Genomic DNA, 17,750 nt, shown 5'->3' with positions numbered 1-17,750 from the left:
ACCAAAGCCTTGAATTATAGCCGCAAACAATGGCACGCCCCGGAATTCGGGGTGGAACGGCCGACGCAGCCGCCACACTTTAGATGAGGTCGGCGGAGTCGGGAATCAAGCCCTTGCCGCGTCTATGCACCGCGCCGACGCAAGGTCAGCCAGCGCTCGCGTCCGGCGAAGACGGGGATCGAGTCGTCGACGGGTTCGTCTTCCAGCAACTCGAAATGGGCCGACAGCAGCGCGTCGAGTTCGGCGCGCTCGATGATGAACGGCGGGCCTTTTGGCGAGCCTTTCGGCGAGCCCTCGCCGATGAAAAAGAAGCCAGCGAGCAATCCGCCCGCGGGCAAGAGTTCAGCCATGCGCGCCAGCCAGTCCCCGCGCCGCGACGGCGGGAGCGCGCACAAAAATGCCCGCTCGTAGATCCAGCCCGGCTCGAATGGCGGCGTGTACGTGAAGAAATCCGCTTGTTCGACGAGGCTCGCATGCGCGCCTAGTTGAGCGCGCGCGGCTTCGACAGCATGGGCCGCAAAGTCGATCGCCCGAAGCGTCCAGCCTTTCTCGGCGAGCCACCACGCTTCGTACGCGCTGCCGCAGCCGGGGATGAGCACCGGCATCGGCGCGTGCCGCTCGACGAACGCCTTGAACGCCGACGGCACGCCCGCCTGATCCCACGGCGTGAAACCGCGTTCGAAGCGTTCGTCCCAGAAGCCGGGCGCGTTCGGATCGCGGCTTTCGAAAGCTGGCGGCGCGGGAGAAACATTCGGCTTGGGATCGCTCATCGATAGATCTCGTGAAACGTGTTCAATAGCCGCCGTAAGCGATGGCGAGCCATGCGCGCGCCAGCACGGCACCGACGCCCACGGCCACGCCGAACATCAGCAGACCTTGCAGCAGCCGGTTCGTGCGCTTTTGCTCCAGCAGAATCTGGCGGATGGTTTCGTCGTTGATACCACGCTGCTGCGCGTCGTGACGCTGCGCCAGCATGTGATGGATCAGCCGCGGCAGTTGCGGCAGCGTCTTGCTCCACTGCGGCGCCTCGATCTTCAGCCGCTCGTACCAGCCTTTCGCGCCGATCTGCTCGTTCATCCAGCGTTCCAGATACGGCTTCGCGGTCTTCCACAAGTCGAGTTCGGGATCGAGTGAACGGCCCAGCCCTTCGACGTTCAGCATCGTCTTCTGCAGCAGCACGAGTTGCGGCTGGATTTCCACGTTGAAGCGGCGCGACGTCGAGAAGAGCCGCATCAGCACCTGGCCAAGAGAAATGTCTTTCAGCGCGCGATCGAAATACGGCTCGCAGACCGCGCGGATCGCGCTTTCCAGTTCTTCGACGCGCGTCGTGGGCGGCACCCAGCCAGACTCCAGATGCAGCGTCGCAACGCGGTGATAGTCACGCTTGAAGAACGCGAGAAAGTTCTGCGCGAGATAGTTCTTATCGAAGTCCGACAGCGCGCCGATGATGCCGAAATCCAGCGCGATATACCGGCCGAAGTGCACCGGATCGAGACTGACCTGAATGTTGCCTGGGTGCATGTCCGCGTGGAAAAAGCCGTCGCGGAACACCTGCGTGAAGAAAATCTCGACGCCCTCGCGCGCGAGCTTCGGAATATCGACGCCCGCCGCCCGCAGCGTATCGACCTGGCTGATCGGCACGCCGACCATCCGTTCCATCACGAGCACGTTCGCCGTGCAGTACTCCCAGTACATCTCCGGCACGAGCAGCAGATCGAGGCCCGCGAAGTTACGCCGCAGCTGGCTGCCGTTCGCGGCTTCGCGCATCAGGTCGAGCTCGTCGTGCAGATACTTGTCGAATTCCGCGACCACTTCGCGCGGCTTCAGGCGCTTGCCGTCCGCCCACAGACGCTCCGCCCACACGGCGATGTCGCGCAGCAGCGCGAGATCGGAATCGATCACAGGCAGCATGTTCGGCCGCAGCACCTTCACGGCGACCTGCTTACCGGCGTGCTGGCCCGTCTTCAAGGTCGCGAAGTGAACCTGCGCAATCGACGCGCTCGCCACGGGTACGCGCTCGAAGTCGTCGAAGATCGTATCGACGGGCGCGCCGAGCGACTTTTCGATGATCGCGATCGCCACCGCCGAATCGAACGGCGGCACCTGGTCCTGCAGCTTGGCAAGCTCGCTGGCGATGTCGGGACGCAGGAGGTCGCGGCGCGTTGACAGCACCTGGCCGAACTTCACGAAAATCGGCCCGAGACTTTCGAGCGCAAGACGCAGCCGCACGCCCGGCGGCTGGTCGAACTTCCGGCCGATCGTGGTGATACGCAGCAACATCCGCACGCGGCGGTCGTTGATGCGGCTCAGCATCATCTCGTCCAGCCCGAAGCGGATGACGGTAAAGAAAATCTTGAGGAAACGCAGAAAACGCATGGTTGAGCCCGGTGACTAGCGCGTGCCGCGCGACGTGGCGGCGCCGCCCGGCGCATTGGCGCCGCGGGCTTCGACCTTCTGTTCGAGACGCTCGATGCGCTTTTCGACGCGCGCGAGCGCGTCGCGGGCGCGCGCCAGCTCGACGTTGAAGTCGTCGAGCGCGGTGCGGCGCACGAGCTGCGGGTTTTCGTCCAACAGATATTCGGCTACCGATTCGACCAGATTACGGCCCGTGCGCAGCGCATGATCGCCGACCGTGCGCGCCACCGACGCGATCCGCCACGCTGGCCCGTCGCCGATCAGCTTCGCCAGATCCTCTTCCGGCTCCCAGCGCAGATGCTCGGCGAGCTTTGCGATGACCGTGGCGAACTCGGCGTCGCCTTCGATCTTCACGTGCTTCATCACGGCCGCCTGGCCGCCTTGCAGGAATACGGGGACGGCGTCCGGCGGCACGGAGACGGTGACGTCGAATGTGTTGTGCGCTTCGCTTTCGTCGACGGCGCTCAGATAGCCGTCCGGCTGCACCAGCAGGATCAGTGTGACGGGAGGACAGGACAGCCGCGCAATCTTGCCGGCGTACGGGGTGAGACGTTCGCGCGCCCACGTTTCGCGAGCGAGCAGATGGTTGACGGCAGCAGCGAAGGGCTTGGCGGCAAGGGTCATCGGCAGTGGAAAGAGAAAACCCGCGCCGGCGACTGCCGACGCGGGTTCCCATTGTAACGTCCGTTCGCTTCGAGCCTGGCTCTGCCGAACGGCTAATCCTTTACGGGATCAGTGATGATTCGCTTGCTGGATGCCTGCGAGCAACCAGCCTTCGCCGTTGCGCTTCGACAGATTCCAGATTTCCTCGAACGACTCCGCCGCACTGCCCGACGTTTCGCGGATCAGGCCGTGGAAGCGCACGCTCGCGAGATATTCGCTGCCGCGATCTTCGACGCCCAGCAGATCGGCGTCCAGCTTCACGACGTCCGTCTGGTTCTTTTCGGCGCCGCGCGAGCTCAGGTCGACCTTCACTTCGGCGAACATTTCGGGTGTCGTGAACTCGCGGATGTCGTCCATGTTGCCCGCGTCCCACGCAGCCTGCAGACGCACGAAGTAGACCTTCGAGTTGCGCAGGAACGCTTCCGTATCGAAGCCTGCCGGAACAACCGGCGCGGCTGCGACTTCAGGCGTCGTCAGCGGGTTGCCTTGCGGCCCGAGGTACGAACCAGCCGGCGGCGCCGTGTAGCGCGGCTCCTGCGCGTAACCCGTGCCGCCCGCGTTCAGCGTCGGCGCGCCGCCCGCGTACGCCGGCGTCTGCGCGTCGCGCTTGCGGCCGAGGAACTTGCGGATCAGCCAGACGGCGACAAACGCGATCAGCGCGATCACGATCAGGTTCGACATCATGCCGGCGAACGCTTCGCCAAGACCGAAGTGCGACAGCAGCGCCGCAATGCCGAGACCCGCCGCGAGACCGGCGATCGGCCCGAGCCAGCGCGAGCGGTTAGGCTGCGCGGCCGGCGTGGGCGGCGGCGTGGCGGGACGCTGCTGCTGCATCGCCTGCGACGGCGCGCCCGGCGACTGCGAAGGCGCCGACTGCTGTGACGGCTGGGTGATGTTCGACTGACGCCCGATACTGCGGCCGCCGCCCATGCGTTTCGCTTCGGCGTCGAGCGAGGCCAGCGTGCCGATCGAAATCAGGCCGACCATCGCGATCAGTCCGATTCTCCTCGCCCATGCCCCCTTAACCTTACAACGAGACGACAGATTCGAATCAGACATTTCTGCAATTTCCTTTTAAAAACGAGAAGTTAGGGACATTAGTATTTCGTCCCCACATGTAAGGCTACCACGCCAGCTGACAAATTGTAATATTTGACGGCTTCAAGGCCTGCTTGTTCCATGATCGTCTTCAAAGTTTCCTGATCCGGATGCATACGGATCGATTCAGCCAGGTAGCGGTAGCTCTCGGCGTCCTTCGCGAAGCGCTCGCCGAGCCACGGCAGCACCTTAAAAGAATAGACGTCGTACGCCTTCTTGAGTGGGTCCCACACTTTCGAGAACTCCAGCACGAGCACGCGCCCGGCCGGTTTCAACACACGGCGCATTTCCGCAAGCGCGGCGTCCTTGTGCGTCATATTGCGCAAGCCGAATGCCACCGTCACCACGTCGAAGTAGTTGTCCGGAAAGGGGATTTTTTCGGCGTCGCAGAGCAGCGTCGGGGTGATGATGCCCTTGTCGATCAGGCGGTCACGGCCCACGCGCAGCATCGATTCGTTGATGTCCGTGTGCCACACTTCGCCCGTCTCGCCCGCCTGCTTCGCGAAGGTCTTCGACAGATCGCCCGTGCCGCCCGCGATGTCGAGCACCCGGTAGCCGGGCCGCACATTGGCCTGCGCGATCGTGAATGCCTTCCACGCGCGGTGCATCCCGCCCGACATCAGGTCGTTCATCAGGTCATAGTTGGAGGCGACCGAGTGGAACACGCCGGCCACTTTCTTCGCTTTTTCCTGTTCGTCGACTGTCTGATAGCCGAAGTGGGTTTTGGTCATCGCGCTTCGTCCTTTCGCGTATTCTATGAAATTGTTGCGCCGCATCAAGCGACGGGAAGGCGGGCATCGTATCAGTGTCTGTGGCCGTGCGCAGGGCCGGATACGGGCATCGGCGCGTCCCGGTCGACGCCTGCCGCCTTAAGTTTGTCGAAATAGTCGGCCCAGAGTTCGTCCTGCCGGGTCGCGAGGTCCCACAGCAGGTCCCACGAATAGATGCCCGTGTTATGGCCGTCGGAGAAAGTCGGCTGCAGCGCATAGTTGCCGACGCCTTCTAGCGCCGTGATCGACACTTCGCGCTTGCCTGTCTGCAACGTTTCCTGACCCGGGCCGTGGCCGCGCACTTCCGCCGACGGCGAATAGACGCGCATCAGCTCGAACGGCACGCGGTAACTCTTGCCGTCCGCGTACTGCAATTCGAGCACGCGCGACACGGCATGAACGACGACGCCGGCGGGCACCGGCGTGTCGGGTTTCAATCCACTCATGATGACCTCAGGCGAGAGCGTGTTCGATTTCGCCGCGTACCGCTTCGCGCAGCAACGTGGCCTGCGCGCGGCGCTGCGACAGCATCGCCTCGGAAACCGTGCGCTGGCGCGGCGCCCAGATGGGCAGCGGGAAATGCGCGTCGTTGGAAAACCGGGGAATCACATGCCAGTGCACGTGCGGCACCTGGTTGCCGAGACTCGCCAGATTCACCTTGACGGGTTGCAGGATGCGCCGGATCGCGCGCTCGACGGCATACACCGCGCGCATCACACGGTCGCGCTCGCCGTCGCCCAGATCGGAGAACTCGGCGACATGCCTGTTCCAGATCACGCGGCAAAAACCGGGGTAGTCATGTTCGTCGGCGAGGACGACACGCAGCGTGTCGTCCTGCCACAGTACATCGCCGCCGTCCTCACGGCAGAAGATACAGTCCATCGTCGTCCTCGAACGGAGCCTTATATCGTGCCATTAGACCAGCACGCGCTCGATTCCGCCATTGTTCGCGCGCTGCACATAGTCGGCCATCCAGTTCTCGCCGAGCACGTGTCGCGCGATTTCGACAACGATATAGTCCGCTTCGATATTCGCGTCTTCGTTGTAGCGCGACAGGCCTTGCAGACAGGACGGGCAGCTTGTCAGGATCTTGACGTCGGGCGCTGCGCCGCTTGCGCCGTCCACGCCGTTCGGTTGCGGGCCGTCACCCGCCTTCATCACCGAACCCGGCTGCGCATTCGCGCCCGCATCGGCGACAACGGGAATGCCGCGCAGCTTCGCTGCACCCTTGCGGATTTCCTCTTCCTTACGGAAGCGCACCTGCGTCGAAATATCCGGACGCGTGACTGCCAGCGTGCCCGACTCGCCACAGCAACGATCGTTCTTCTCGATCTTGTAGCCGTCGTTCTTCTCGGCGCCCATCAGTTCGTTGACCAGCTTGACCGGGTCCATCGTCTTGATCGGCGTGTGGCACGGGTCGTGGTACATGTAGCGCATGCCCTTCACGCCCTCGAGCTTGATGCCCTTCTCCAGCAGGAATTCGTGGATGTCGATGATCCGGCAGCCCGGGAAGATCTTCTCGAATTCGTAGCCAGCCAGCTGGTCGTAGCACGTGCCGCATGACACGACCACGGTCTTGATGTCGAGATAGTTCAGCGTGTTCGCGACACGGTGGAACAGCACACGGTTATCCGTGACGATCTGCTCGGCCTTGTCGAACTGGCCCGAGCCGCGCTGCGGGTAGCCGCAGCACAGATAACCCGGCGGCAGCACCGTCTGCACGCCCGCTTCCCATAGCATTGCCTGGGTGGCGAGACCGACCTGCGAGAACAGGCGCTCGGAACCGCATCCGGGGAAGTAGAACACCGCTTCCGAATCGACGGTCGTGGCCTTCGGATTGCGGATGATCGGGACGATCTTGTTGTCCTCGATATCGAGCAGTGCGCGCGCCGTTTTCTTCGGCAGGTTGCCCGGCATCTTCTTGTTGACGAAGTGGATCACCTGCTCGACCACGGGCGGCTTGCCCGTCGTCGCGGGCGGATGCGCCGTCTGCTTCTTGACGAACTTCTTCAGCACCTCGTTGCCGAGGCGCTGCGCCTTGTAGCCGACGCCCATCATCGCGGTGCGCGCGAGATTGATGGTCTGCGGATTGGTCGCGTTGAGGAAGAACATGCCCGCCGCGTTGCCCGCGTTGAACTTCTTCTTGCCCATCTTGCGCAGCAGGTTGCGCATGTTCATCGTGACGTCGCCGAAGTCGATCTTCACCGGGCACGGCGTCACGCACTTGTGGCACACGGTGCAGTGATCGGCGACATCGTTGAACTCGTCCCAATGCTTGATCGACACGCCGCGGCGCGTCTGCTCTTCATACAGGAACGCCTCGACCAGCAGCGACGTGGCGAGAATCTTGTTGCGCGGGCTGTACAGCAGGTTCGCGCGCGGCACGTGCGTCGCGCAGACGGGCTTGCACTTGCCGCAACGCAGGCAGTCCTTCACCGAATCGGCGATCGCGCCGATATCGGACTGCTGCATGATCAGCGATTCATAACCCATCAGCCCGAACGACGGCGTGTACGCGTTGCGCAAATCCGCGCCTTCGAGCAGCTTGCCCTTGTTGAAGCGGCCATGCGGATCGATGCGCTGCTTGTACGCGCGGAATTCGCCGATCTCGTCTTCCGTGAGGAATTCGAGCTTCGTGATGCCGATGCCGTGCTCGCCGGAAATCACGCCATCCAGCGAACGCGCGAGCTTCATGATGCGCGCCACCGCGTGATGCGCGTCCTGCAGCATCTCGTAGTTGTCGGAGTTGACGGGGATGTTCGTATGAACGTTGCCGTCGCCCGCGTGCATGTGGAGCGCAACGAACACGCGGCCGCGCAGCACCTTCTTATGAATAGCCTGCGCTTCGTCGAGGATCGGCTTGAACTCGCCGCCGTTGAAAATCTGGCGCAGTTCCGCGCGGATTTCCTGCTTCCACGACACGCGCACCGTGCGGTCCTGGACGATATGGAATACGTTCGCGTCCGGCTGATCGTCAACGCGATCCGCGAATTTCTCCGCGAGCCCCGCATAGCCGAGCCCCACCAGATAGTGCTGCGCTTCACGCAACGACAAATCGAGCTTGTCGCGCAGGAATTCCCAGCGCTTCTTCACATGGCCGAGCAGTTCGAGCGCCTGCTGCACGCGATCTTCGAGCAATTCTGCGCTCGGAATTTCGTTCGCGTCGTCGCTCTTGCCGAGCGGCAGCTTGCCGCTCTTGAAGAACACTTCGAGCGCGTCGATCAGTTGCAGCTTGTTCTTGATCGACAGTTCGATGTTGATGCGCTCGATGCCGTCCGTGTACTCGCCCATGCGATTGAGCGGAATCACGACGTCTTCGTTGATCTTGAACGCGTTGGTGTGCTTCGCGATCGCGGCCGTGCGGCTGCGATCGAGCCAGAAGCGCTTGCGTGCCTCGGCGCTCACGGCGACAAAGCCTTCGCCGCTCTTGCCGTTGGCCATGCGGATCACTTCCGACGTCGCCGTCGCGACGGCGTCCGCATCATCCCCGACGATATCGCCGATCAGCACCATCTTCGGAAACGAGTTGCGCTTGCTCTTGGTCGCGTAGCCGACAGCGCGCAGATAACGCTCGTCGAGGTGTTCGAGGCCCGCGAGAATCGCGCCGCCCCGCTTCGACGTTTCGAACAGATAGTCCTTGATTTCGACGATGCTCGGAATCGCCTCGCGCGCCTGGCCGAAGAACTCGAGGCAAACGGTGCGCGTATGCGCAGGCATCTTGTGCAGCACCCAGCGCGCCGACGTGATCAGGCCATCGCAGCCTTCCTTCTGGATGCCCGGCAGACCGGCGAGGAATTTATCCGTGACGTCCTTGCCGAGACCTTCCTTACGAAAGCGCCGGCCTTCGATGTCGAGCATTTCCGTGCGCAGCAGCTTTTCGCCCGGCGCGTATTCGCCATCGAACCACTTGAGTTCGAAGCGCGCGACGGGAATGTCGTGAATCTTGCCGAGGTTGTGATCGAGGCGCGTGACTTCGAGCCAGTTCCCTTCCGGGTCGACCATGCGCCACCACGCGAGGTTGTCGAGCGCCGTGCCCCACAGCACGGCCTTCTTGCCGCCCGCGTTCATCGCGACGTTACCGCCGATGCACGATGCGTCCAGAGACGTCGGATCGACGGCGAACACATAGCCCGCCTGTTCGGCCGCTTCCGTCACACGGCGCGTGACGACGCCTGCGCCGGAGAAGATCGTCGGCACCTTGTGCGCGACGCCGGGCAGCTCCGTCAATTCGACCGCGCCGAGTTGTTCGAGCTTCTCGGTGTTGATGACGGCCGAAAACGGCGTAAGCGGCACTGCGCCGCCCGTGTAGCCCGTGCCGCCCCCGCGCGGAATCACGGTCAGACCGAGTTCGAAGCACGCCTTGATGAGACCGGCGATTTCGGCTTCCGTGTCCGGCGTCAGCACGACGAACGGGTATTCGACGCGCCAGTCGGTCGCGTCCGTCACATGCGAGACGCGCGCGAGGCCGTCGAAACGGATGTTGTCCTTCTGCGTCTGGCGGCCCAGCACTTTGGTCGAGCGGCGGCGCAGGTCGGCCATCTTCTCGAACTCGCCCGCAAACGCGTCGACGGCGCGGCGCGCGGCGGCGACCAGCGTTTCGACACGCGCCGCGCGATCGACGCCCGCATCGTCGCCGTGCTCGACGAGGTCGGCGCGGCGGCGCTTTTCGATTTCGGTCAGACGGTGATTCAGCGCTTCGATCAGCAGCGCGCGGCGCTTCGGGTTGTCGAGCAGGTCGTCTTGCAGGTAAGGATTGCGGCGTACGACCCAGATGTCGCCGAGCACTTCGTACAGCATGCGCGCCGAGCGGCCGGTGCGGCGTTCCGCGCGCAGCTCGTCGAGGGCGGCCCACGCTTCGTCGCCGAGCAGACGGATGACGATTTCGCGGTCGGAGAACGACGTGTAGTTGTACGGGATTTCGCGCAGACGCGGTTCGGCGTCGGCGGCGACGTTGGCGGCGGCGCCGTGCGGATCGAAAACTTGAGGTGCGTTCATGTTTGGACGACTCGGTAGGTCAGCGGCGTGCGCTCATCGTTGAGGCCCGCTGACAGTGCGCGTGGGGCGCAATGCTGGAAATCTTTCTAGTGTGCGAAGCCGCAACCGGCAGGCCAGCGCCCGGGATCGCCGGGGATATGGCTGGAACGTGGGTGGCCGGTCGCCTCGCGGCGATCAGAGGCAGCTACACGATCGTGCATGCCGCACGTGCCGCTGCGCCGCGGGACGAGACTCGCGCGGTACGGGCATCAAATGGGCGATCCGAGGCTGCCAGTGCATCTTCCGATCCTTGTTCCAAAATAGGATTCTACCGCATGATCCTATTGCGCGTTGACGCTCGAATGTAAGCGCGACAAGCCTTTGCGCGTTCGCTTGACAGAATTCGCCACGAAATTGCCAGGCGGCGACGCACCCAAAATGCATCGCATCCGTGCCCACGCTGAGCCCGATTTTTCGACCGTCCGGTCGGCTGGCCAAGCTTGCCGATAAAGCGAATGCAATCGGACAAATCCCGGATCAGCCACGTCCGGACAGACGGTTGGCGCTATCATTGATCCTTTCCCGTCCGAAATAGCGCATCGCGCGTGACCCGCATGGCTTCCCACGACTACCTGAAGAAAATCCTCACCGCCCGCGTCTACGACGTCGCGCGTGAGACCGAACTCGAACATGCGCGGAATCTGTCCGCACGGCTGCGCAACCCGATTTACCTGAAGCGCGAAGACAATCAGCCTGTCTTCTCGTTCAAGCTGCGCGGCGCCTACAACAAGATGGCGCACATTCCCGCCGACGCCCTCGCGCGCGGCGTGATTACGGCTTCGGCGGGCAACCATGCGCAAGGCGTCGCGTTGTCGGCGGCGCGTATGGGCGTGAAGGCGATCATCGTGGTTCCCGTGACGACGCCGCAGGTGAAGGTCGATGCCGTGCGCACACATGGCGGCCCGACCGTCGAAGTCGTGCAGTCGGGCGAATCGTTCAGCGACGCCTATGCGCACGCCGTCAAGCTGCAGGAGCAACACGGCCTGACCTTCGTCCATCCGTTCGACGACGAATACGTGATCGCCGGCCAGGGCACGGTTGCGATGGAAGTGCTGAGCCAGCATCAGGCGCCCATTCACGCGATCTTCGTGCCCATCGGCGGCGGCGGTCTCGCTGCTGGCATCGCGGCGTACGTGAAATCGGTGCGGCCGGAGATCAAGGTGATCGGCGTGCAAACCGACGATTCGTGCGCGATGGCGCAATCGCTGAAGGCGGGCAAGCGCGTGACGCTGAACGAAGTCGGTCTGTTTTCGGACGGTACGGCCGTCAAGCTGGTCGGCGAAGAAACGTTCCGCCTGTGCCAGGAATATCTCGACGAAGTGCTGACCGTGGACACCGACGCACTGTGCGCGGCGATCAAGGATGTCTTCCAGGACACCCGCAGCGTGCTGGAACCGGCCGGCTCGCTGGCCGTCGCGGGCGCGAAGCAGTACGCGGAACGTGAAGGCATCGAAAACCAGACGCTGATCGCCATCACGTCCGGTGCGAACATGAATTTCGACCGCATGCGCTTCGTCGCGGAGCGCGCGGAAGTCGGCGAGGCGCGCGAGGCTGTGTTCGCGGTGACGATTCCCGAAGAGCGCGGCAGCTTCAAGCGTTTTTGCGAACTGGTCGGCACGCGCAGCGTCACCGAGTTCAACTACCGTATTGCCGATTCGGCGTCGGCCCATATCTTTGTCGGCGTGCAGACTCGCAATCGTAGCGAGTCCGCGCAGATCGCGGGCGCGTTCGAGGCGCACAACTTCGCCACCGTCGATCTGACGGGCGATGAACTGTCGAAGCAGCACATTCGCTACATGGTCGGCGGACGCTCGCCGCTCGCGCACGACGAACGCCTGTTCCGCTTCGAGTTTCCCGAGCGGCCGGGCGCGCTGATGAAGTTCCTGTCCTCGATGGCGCCGAACTGGAACATCAGCCTCTTCCATTACCGGAACCAGGGCGCGGACTACAGTTCGATCCTCGTCGGCATTCAGGTGCCGTCGGCGGAAGATTCGGAATTCGCGCGCTTCCTCGCGACGCTCGGCTATCCGTATTGGGAAGAGACATTGAACCCGGTGTATCGACTGTTCCTTGGATAACGAAGCACGCGCATGGCCTTTTCGCTCGACGACAAACTGGTAGTGGCGATCTCCTCGCGCGCGCTGTTCGATTTCGAGGAAGAAAACCGCGTGTACGAGGATGGCAATCTGCGCGACTACGAAGCGCTGCAGCGCGAGCGGCTGAACGTGCCGGCCAAGCCGGGCGTCGCGTTTCCACTGATTCGCAAGCTGCTTGCGCTGAATACGGGCGCGCACTGCGTGGAAGTGGTGATTCTGTCGCGCAGCGATCCCATTAGCGGCTTGCGCGCCTTCAGTTCGTGCCGCGAACATGGCCTGGCGATCGAGCGCGGCGTGTTCACGCGCGGCCGCGCGCCGTTCGCGTATCTGAAGCCGCTGAATGCGTCGCTGTTTCTGTCGGCGAATCAGGACGACGTGCGCGATGCTTTGGCCGCCGGATTTCCCGCTGCACGCGTGTTGCCTGAATCGGCGAAAATGGCGAGCAAGTATCCGGACGAAATCCGCATTGCGTTCGACGGCGACGCCGTGCTGTTTTCCGACGAAGCGGAGCGCGTGTTTCAGAAGGACGGCTTGGGCGCGTTCGTCGGTCACGAGATCGACAACAAGGATTTGCCGCTTGCCGATGGACCGCTGAAGCCTTTGTTGAAAGCGCTGCATCGACTGCAGACGCTGGCTGACGAAGCAGCGCCGATGCACATTCGCACTGCGCTGGTGACCGCGCGTTCGGCGCCTGCGCACGAGCGCGCGATACGCACATTGATGGCCTGGAACATCGAAATCGACGAAGCGATGTTTCTTGGCGGGCTGGACAAGAGCGCGTTTTTGCGCGAGTTCGAGCCGGACTTTTTCTTCGACGACCAAATTCGCCACTGCGAGTCGGCCCGTGACGTGACAGCGATCGGGCATGTATTGAGTGGCATCGTGAACGCATCATGACACCCGAACAATCACCGCTGGGCAAACCGTCCAGCTACACCGAACAGTACGACGCATCGCTGCTCTTTCCGATCGCGCGGAAGAATGCGCGCGAGCAGATCGGTATTGGCGCGACGTTGCCGTTTTTCGGCACGGACATCTGGAACGCGTATGAGCTATCGTGGCTGAATGCGCGCGGCAAGCCGCAGATTGCGATTGCCACTTTTTATATTCCGGCGGAGTCGCCGAATATCGTCGAGTCGAAGTCGTTCAAGCTGTATCTCGGCTCGTTTGCGCAGACTTCGTTCGATTCGATCGAGACGGTTCGCGACACGATCAAGCGGGATGTTTCTGCTGCGTGTGGGTCGTCCGTGTCGTTGCATCTTTATCCGCCGGCGGAGTTTTCCAAGCTCGCGATGGATGAGTTTGAAGGGACTTCGCTGGATCGGCTCGATCTGGATACCGATGTTTATCTGCCGGATGCTGGGTTGCTCAAGGCTGCGCTTGATGAGGCGCCTGTTGAGGAGACGCTGTTCTCCAATCTTTTGAAGTCGAATTGTCCGGTGACGGGGCAGCCTGATTGGGGTTCGGTGCAGATCCACTACGTGGGGCCGCAGATCGATCAGGCTGGGCTGCTGCGGTACATTATTTCTTATCGAAACCACACTGGGTTTCATGAGCAGTGTGTCGAGAAGATCTTTCTTGATGTGCTCAAGGTTTGTCGGCCTGTGAAGCTGGCTGTTTATGCGCGCTATACGCGGCGCGGTGGGCTGGATATCAATCCTTTCCGTACTAACTTTAATCTGCCGATGCCGGATAATTTGCGTACCGCAAGGCAGTGAGTTGGTTTTTTGTCTGCGACGCGGGGTGGTTTGCTTGCCTTTGCGCTGGCATCCGCGATTCGTTAGCTTGCTTCACGCGTTGCCCCTGTGCGGGGCGGCAACTACTTTTCTTTGCCGCCGTGTACAGACTGGAGACATCGTTGACACATGTACAGGGACATCGCTGACACATGATGGTCAGGGTTTGGGCTCCTTCAGGTCAAGTTTTTCGACACGCTGATGGGCGAACCAGAACTCGATCACCCCGTCTTCGTCCTCGCTCGGGCGGGCTGCCACATGCAAGCCCTTGAGCGCAATCGAGAGCTTCAGTTTCTCGCCCCGGAAGCGCACCACGCCGCTTGAGTTGACCAGTAAAACTTCATCGCCGGACTCGTATTCGGGCTCCGGGAGGCGATCGGGCATCCTGCTCAGGCTGCACGCGTAGCGGGTGACCGGCGTGGCCATCCCGAGTGCCTCGTGTGGACGCTCGGTGTTGTACACCTGCCGCCAGCGATCCAGTTCCTGCTGCACGTGCTCGTGCGTGCTGAAGGCGTGCCGCTGCAGCACTTCGGCCTTCAGCGAGCGGTGAAACCGTTCGTCCTTGCCATTGGTCTGCGGGTGATACGGCCTGCTGTAGCTCACATGGATACCCAGCCGGATCAGCCAGACGGCGAGCTCGGTGAGCTGTCCCGGCGCGCTGGGCGAGCCCCACGGCGCGCCGTTGTCGGTGTTGATGCGCGAGGGTAGCCCGTAGCAGCGGAACGCCTGCTCGAGCGCTTCCTGCACGACCTGCGTGGTGGTGCGCGAGCAGGCGCTCAGCACGATGTTGTAGCGCGAGTGATCGTCGATGACCGTCAGCGGCGCGCAGCGCCCGCTCTCCAGGGTCGGGAAGTCGCCCTTGAAGTCCATCTGCCACAGCGAGTTCGGATGCTCGTGCTCGAAGCGTTGCCAGTGCTGGCGCTGTCGCGACGCGTGTTCGTCGATCAGCCCGTGGCGCCGCAGGATCTCGGTGATGGTGGCAGGCGCGGACACCTCGGTCTGGCCCAGATCGCGCAGGCGCTGTGCGATCTTGCGTCCGCCCCAGCCGTGCTGGCAGCGCAGGTCCAGCACCAGCGCTTCGATGTGCTCCGGTGAGCGTGTGGGGCTGTGATGCGGGCGGCGGGAGCGGTCGGCCAGTCCGTCGACGCCTTCGCTCTTATGGCGTCCAAGCCACTTGTAGCCCGTCTGACGGGTGATCTTGTATTTGCGGCACAACTCGCTGAACGGCACCGCCTGCGTGGCGGCATCGCGCACGAAGTCTTCGCGGAGATTCATGGTGTCTTTTGCATCCCAGGGCATGGTTGGAATCCGGGCGTTTGATTACCCGAAAGTGTCAGTCATGTCCCTGTACACCTGTCAGCTATGTCTCCAGTCTGTACACCGCCGCAAAGAAAAGTAGGCAAAAGAAAGCGGCTAACACCGCCAGTTCTTGTGTTTGCCTGAGGGCCCCCAAAGGTTCCTACGCTTCACACGGCAATCACGTGACTCATGCTCGTTGCCAGCGCATCGAACGAGCGCCTCACCTGCTCCACGCGCCCGCGTTGCGGCACGCCGTGCCGGATATTCCGCCGCCGCCCAGGTGGCAAACTGTGTGTAGGCCGTAGAGACACACACGCCTCACTTCCGACCGATAGCGCGCGCGCTCCACCATGTAAGAGCGCCAGGCTATACGACGCGACAACCTACACACAGTTTGCCACCTGGGCGGCACATACCATTCGCTGCCGCTGGCCCGTGTATAGGAATTTGAAGCAGGTGAGGCGCTCATTCAGCGCGCTGGCAACGCAGGCGAACAAGGACGTTGCCGTGTGAAGCGTAGGACCGGTTGGGGGCCCTCAGGCAAGAAGAAATATTGGCGGTGTTAGCCGCTTTCTTTTGCCTACTTTTCTTTGCGGCGGCAAAGAAAAGTAGGTGCCGCCCCGCACAGGGGCAACGCTTGAAGCAAGCTAACGAATCGCGGATGCCAGCACAAAGGCAAGCAAACCACCCCGCGCCGCAAGCAAAAAAACCTTACACCGCAGGCTTCTTATAAGCGACGCAGTCAACCTCAACTTTACAGTCGATAACCATCGACGACACCACACATGCCCGCGCAGGCGGATTCGCCCCAAAGTACTCCTTGAACACCTTGTTAAAGGAAGCAAAATCCCGCGGATCATCGAGCCACACCCCACACCGCACGACGTGCTCAGGCCCATACCCGGCCTCGGTCAAAATTGCCAGCACGTTTTGAATGGTCTTGTGCGACTGCTCAACGATCCCGCCATTGATCACTTCGCCGTTTTCCATCGGCGTCTGCCCCGACACGAACAGCCAGCCATCCGCCTCGACCGCACGCGCAAACGGCATCACCTGACCGCCCGTACCTTTGCCACCTTCAACGCCATAACGCTTCATCGTTCAACTCCTGTAACGTAAGCGCGTCCGCACCCAATGCGAATGCAAAAATTCAGAAACCCTGCGTAAGCTCAGCCCGCGACGCCGCCGTCGCCCCACGCGCCACAAACCTGCCCGCGCGCTCGCCCGTCGGCTTGCCATCGAGATACGACAGCACGCCATTCACCCACACCGCGTCGATGCCGTCGGCCGCCTGCTGCGGCTTGTCGAACGTCGCCGCGTCGCGCACGCGCGCCGGGTCGAACAACACGAGATCGGCGTGATAGCCGATGTGCACCTCGCCACGCTCCTTTAACCCAAAGCGCCGCGCAGACAAACTCGTCATCTTGCGAATCGCCTCTTCCAGCGGAATCAACTGCTGATCGCGCGCATAGTGGCCCAGCACGCGCGGAAACGCGCCCCACAAACGCGGATGCGGCAGCGGATCGTTCGGCAGGCCATCGGAGCCGACCATCGTCGCCGGATGCGAAAGGATGCGCCGCACATCGTCCTCGGACATGTTGTGATAAACGGCGCCCGCCGGTTGCAGCCGCTTCGCCGCTTCCTGCTGCGGCACACCCCATTCCGCCGCGATCTCCTTCACCAACTTGCCCGCCATCTCGGGATGCGGCGTCGACCACGTGATCGTGATGTCGATATCGCCCGTCACCTGCTTCACGTCGAGCGTCGACGAACTGCGGTTGTACGGATAACAGTCGCAGCCGACAGGATGAAACTGCCGTGCGCCTTCCAGCGACGCCAGGACCTCGACACTGCGCCCCCAGTTCGACGGCCCCGCGCATTTCAGGTGCGAGATGATGACAGGCACGCGCGCGTGCTTGCCGATACGGTACGCCTCGTCCATCGCATCGAGAATCGCATCGAACTCGGTGCGCATGTGCGTCGTGTACAACGCGCCCGCCACCGCGAGCGGCTCGGCGAGTGCCATCACTTCTTCCGTCGGCGCGGCGAACGCGGAGCTATACGCGAGCCCTGAACTCAACCCCAGCGCGCCATTCAAGAGCGCCTCTTCGAGCTGCACGCGCATCCCGTCGATTTCCTCGTGCGTCGCCGCGCGGTCGAGCCGGTCCATATGGTTGTTGCGCAACGCCGTATGTCCGATCAACGCGCCGACATTCACGGACGGCTTCGCTTCATTCACGGCATCGACATAGGCGGCGAACGTCGGATACTGAAACGCATCGCGCGGGCCGAGCAGGTTCATCGGATCGGGTGGATCGCCCTTGAGCGACACGGGCGACGCGCTGATCCCGCAATTGCCGACGATCACCGTCGTCACGCCCTGCGTGATCTTCGGCAGCATTTGCGGCGAACGGATCACGTGCGTGTCGTCGTGCGTGTGCACGTCGATGAAGCCCGGCGCGAGCGCGCGGCCGTTCGCCTCGATCACCTCTTCGGCCAGCCAGTTCGACAGGTTGCCGATCGCGGCAATCCTGCCGTTGCGCAACGCGACGTCGCGTTCGGCAGGCGGCGCGCCCGTGCCGTCATACAGTTGCGCGCCGACGATCAGCGTATCAGCGGCTTCGGGGTGCGAATGCATG

The 17,750-nt window shown here is 62.7% G+C and carries 14 protein-coding genes; 3 read left to right on the top strand and 11 right to left on the bottom strand.

Annotation, left to right across the window (positions count from 1 at the left end; all coding sequences use genetic code 11):
* Positions 1 to 122: 122 nt before the first annotated feature.
* From C2L64_RS02115 to C2L64_RS02080, 8 genes are all read right to left on the bottom strand, one after another.
* Positions 123 to 770, bottom strand: coding sequence for a class I SAM-dependent methyltransferase (locus C2L64_RS02115; RefSeq protein WP_090835948.1), 648 nt, complete (start codon positions 768 to 770; stop codon positions 123 to 125).
* Positions 771 to 792: 22 nt separating this feature from the next.
* Entirely contained in the window at positions 793 to 2,376 is a 1,584-nt protein-coding gene (gene ubiB, locus C2L64_RS02110) for a ubiquinone biosynthesis regulatory protein kinase UbiB (RefSeq protein WP_007579762.1), read from the bottom strand.
* Between the two features lie 15 nt (positions 2,377 to 2,391).
* Positions 2,392 to 3,039: a ubiquinone biosynthesis accessory factor UbiJ gene (locus C2L64_RS02105; protein ID WP_007579760.1), complete on the bottom strand. Its 648-nt coding sequence runs from the start codon at positions 3,037 to 3,039 to the stop codon at positions 2,392 to 2,394.
* Between the two features lie 108 nt (positions 3,040 to 3,147).
* A complete protein-coding gene (locus C2L64_RS02100; protein ID WP_090835947.1) occupies positions 3,148 to 4,137 on the bottom strand; it encodes a Tim44 domain-containing protein in 990 nt (329 codons plus the stop codon).
* Positions 4,138 to 4,175: 38 nt separating this feature from the next.
* Entirely contained in the window at positions 4,176 to 4,907 is a 732-nt protein-coding gene (gene ubiE / locus C2L64_RS02095) for a bifunctional demethylmenaquinone methyltransferase/2-methoxy-6-polyprenyl-1,4-benzoquinol methylase UbiE (RefSeq protein ID WP_007579755.1), read from the bottom strand.
* 71 nt (positions 4,908 to 4,978) lie between these two features.
* Positions 4,979 to 5,392 carry a gamma-butyrobetaine hydroxylase-like domain-containing protein gene (locus C2L64_RS02090; protein WP_007579753.1) on the bottom strand — a complete coding sequence of 138 codons (414 nt, stop codon included), beginning with the start codon at positions 5,390 to 5,392 and terminating at the stop codon, positions 4,979 to 4,981.
* A gap of 7 nt (positions 5,393 to 5,399) precedes the next feature.
* A complete protein-coding gene (locus C2L64_RS02085; protein ID WP_007579752.1) occupies positions 5,400 to 5,828 on the bottom strand; it encodes an HIT family protein in 429 nt (142 codons plus the stop codon).
* Positions 5,829 to 5,861: 33 nt separating this feature from the next.
* Entirely contained in the window at positions 5,862 to 9,941 is a 4,080-nt protein-coding gene (locus tag C2L64_RS02080) for a DUF3683 domain-containing protein (protein WP_090835946.1), read from the bottom strand.
* A gap of 593 nt (positions 9,942 to 10,534) precedes the next feature.
* On the opposite strand from C2L64_RS02080, the gene ilvA reads away from it, so the two are divergent.
* From ilvA to queF, 3 genes are read left to right on the top strand one after another with little or no spacing between them, the layout of a single operon-like run.
* A complete protein-coding gene (gene ilvA / locus C2L64_RS02075) occupies positions 10,535 to 12,058 on the top strand; it encodes a threonine ammonia-lyase, biosynthetic (protein ID WP_007579750.1) in 1,524 nt (507 codons plus the stop codon).
* A 12-nt stretch (positions 12,059 to 12,070) separates the two neighbouring features.
* Positions 12,071 to 12,973, top strand: a complete 903-nt coding sequence (locus tag C2L64_RS02070; RefSeq protein WP_090835945.1) for a 5'-nucleotidase — start codon at positions 12,071 to 12,073, stop codon at positions 12,971 to 12,973.
* Complete coding sequence (gene queF, locus C2L64_RS02065) at positions 12,970 to 13,794, top strand: NADPH-dependent 7-cyano-7-deazaguanine reductase QueF (RefSeq protein WP_090835944.1); 825 nt, start codon at positions 12,970 to 12,972, stop codon at positions 13,792 to 13,794. The genes C2L64_RS02070 and queF overlap by 4 nt, the downstream gene beginning before the upstream one ends.
* A gap of 177 nt (positions 13,795 to 13,971) precedes the next feature.
* Here queF and C2L64_RS02060 read toward each other — a convergent pair whose 3' ends face one another.
* From C2L64_RS02060 to C2L64_RS02050, 3 genes are all read right to left on the bottom strand, one after another.
* Complete coding sequence (locus C2L64_RS02060; protein WP_103153660.1) at positions 13,972 to 15,111, bottom strand: IS481 family transposase; 1,140 nt, start codon at positions 15,109 to 15,111, stop codon at positions 13,972 to 13,974.
* Positions 15,112 to 15,822: 711 nt separating this feature from the next.
* Positions 15,823 to 16,209, bottom strand: coding sequence for a RidA family protein (locus C2L64_RS02055; protein ID WP_007579747.1), 387 nt, complete (start codon positions 16,207 to 16,209; stop codon positions 15,823 to 15,825).
* A gap of 52 nt (positions 16,210 to 16,261) precedes the next feature.
* Positions 16,262 to 17,749 (bottom strand): N-acyl-D-amino-acid deacylase family protein, encoded by a 1,488-nt coding sequence (locus C2L64_RS02050; RefSeq protein WP_007579746.1) that lies wholly within the window; start codon positions 17,747 to 17,749, stop codon positions 16,262 to 16,264.
* Between the last annotated feature and the right edge of the window lies 1 nt (position 17,750).

Source organism: Paraburkholderia hospita (assembly GCF_002902965.1).
Taxonomy (GTDB): Bacteria; Pseudomonadota; Gammaproteobacteria; order Burkholderiales; family Burkholderiaceae; genus Paraburkholderia; species Paraburkholderia hospita.
Note: the sequence above shows the minus strand (reverse complement) of the source record. Positions and strands in the feature narration are given on the sequence as shown.

Excerpts from the sequence above, each read along its gene's own strand:
- C2L64_RS02100 (WP_090835947.1), bottom strand. The coding sequence starts at position 4,137 with ATGTCTGATTCGAATCTGTCGTCTCGTTGTAAGGTTAAGGGGGCATGG.
- queF (WP_090835944.1), top strand. The coding sequence starts at position 12,970 with ATGACACCCGAACAATCACCGCTGGGCAAACCGTCCAGCTACACCGAA.
- C2L64_RS02060 (WP_103153660.1), bottom strand. The coding sequence starts at position 15,111 with ATGCCCTGGGATGCAAAAGACACCATGAATCTCCGCGAAGACTTCGTG.
- C2L64_RS02080 (WP_090835946.1), bottom strand. The coding sequence starts at position 9,941 with ATGAACGCACCTCAAGTTTTCGATCCGCACGGCGCCGCCGCCAACGTC.
- C2L64_RS02085 (WP_007579752.1), bottom strand. The coding sequence starts at position 5,828 with ATGGACTGTATCTTCTGCCGTGAGGACGGCGGCGATGTACTGTGGCAG.
- C2L64_RS02105 (WP_007579760.1), bottom strand. The coding sequence starts at position 3,039 with ATGACCCTTGCCGCCAAGCCCTTCGCTGCTGCCGTCAACCATCTGCTC.
- C2L64_RS02055 (WP_007579747.1), bottom strand. The coding sequence starts at position 16,209 with ATGAAGCGTTATGGCGTTGAAGGTGGCAAAGGTACGGGCGGTCAGGTG.
- ilvA (WP_007579750.1), top strand. The coding sequence starts at position 10,535 with ATGGCTTCCCACGACTACCTGAAGAAAATCCTCACCGCCCGCGTCTAC.
- C2L64_RS02070 (WP_090835945.1), top strand. The coding sequence starts at position 12,071 with ATGGCCTTTTCGCTCGACGACAAACTGGTAGTGGCGATCTCCTCGCGC.
- C2L64_RS02090 (WP_007579753.1), bottom strand. The coding sequence starts at position 5,392 with ATGAGTGGATTGAAACCCGACACGCCGGTGCCCGCCGGCGTCGTCGTT.
- C2L64_RS02050 (WP_007579746.1), bottom strand. The coding sequence starts at position 17,749 with ATGCATTCGCACCCCGAAGCCGCTGATACGCTGATCGTCGGCGCGCAA.
- C2L64_RS02115 (WP_090835948.1), bottom strand. The coding sequence starts at position 770 with ATGAGCGATCCCAAGCCGAATGTTTCTCCCGCGCCGCCAGCTTTCGAA.
- ubiE (WP_007579755.1), bottom strand. The coding sequence starts at position 4,907 with ATGACCAAAACCCACTTCGGCTATCAGACAGTCGACGAACAGGAAAAA.
- ubiB (WP_007579762.1), bottom strand. The coding sequence starts at position 2,376 with ATGCGTTTTCTGCGTTTCCTCAAGATTTTCTTTACCGTCATCCGCTTC.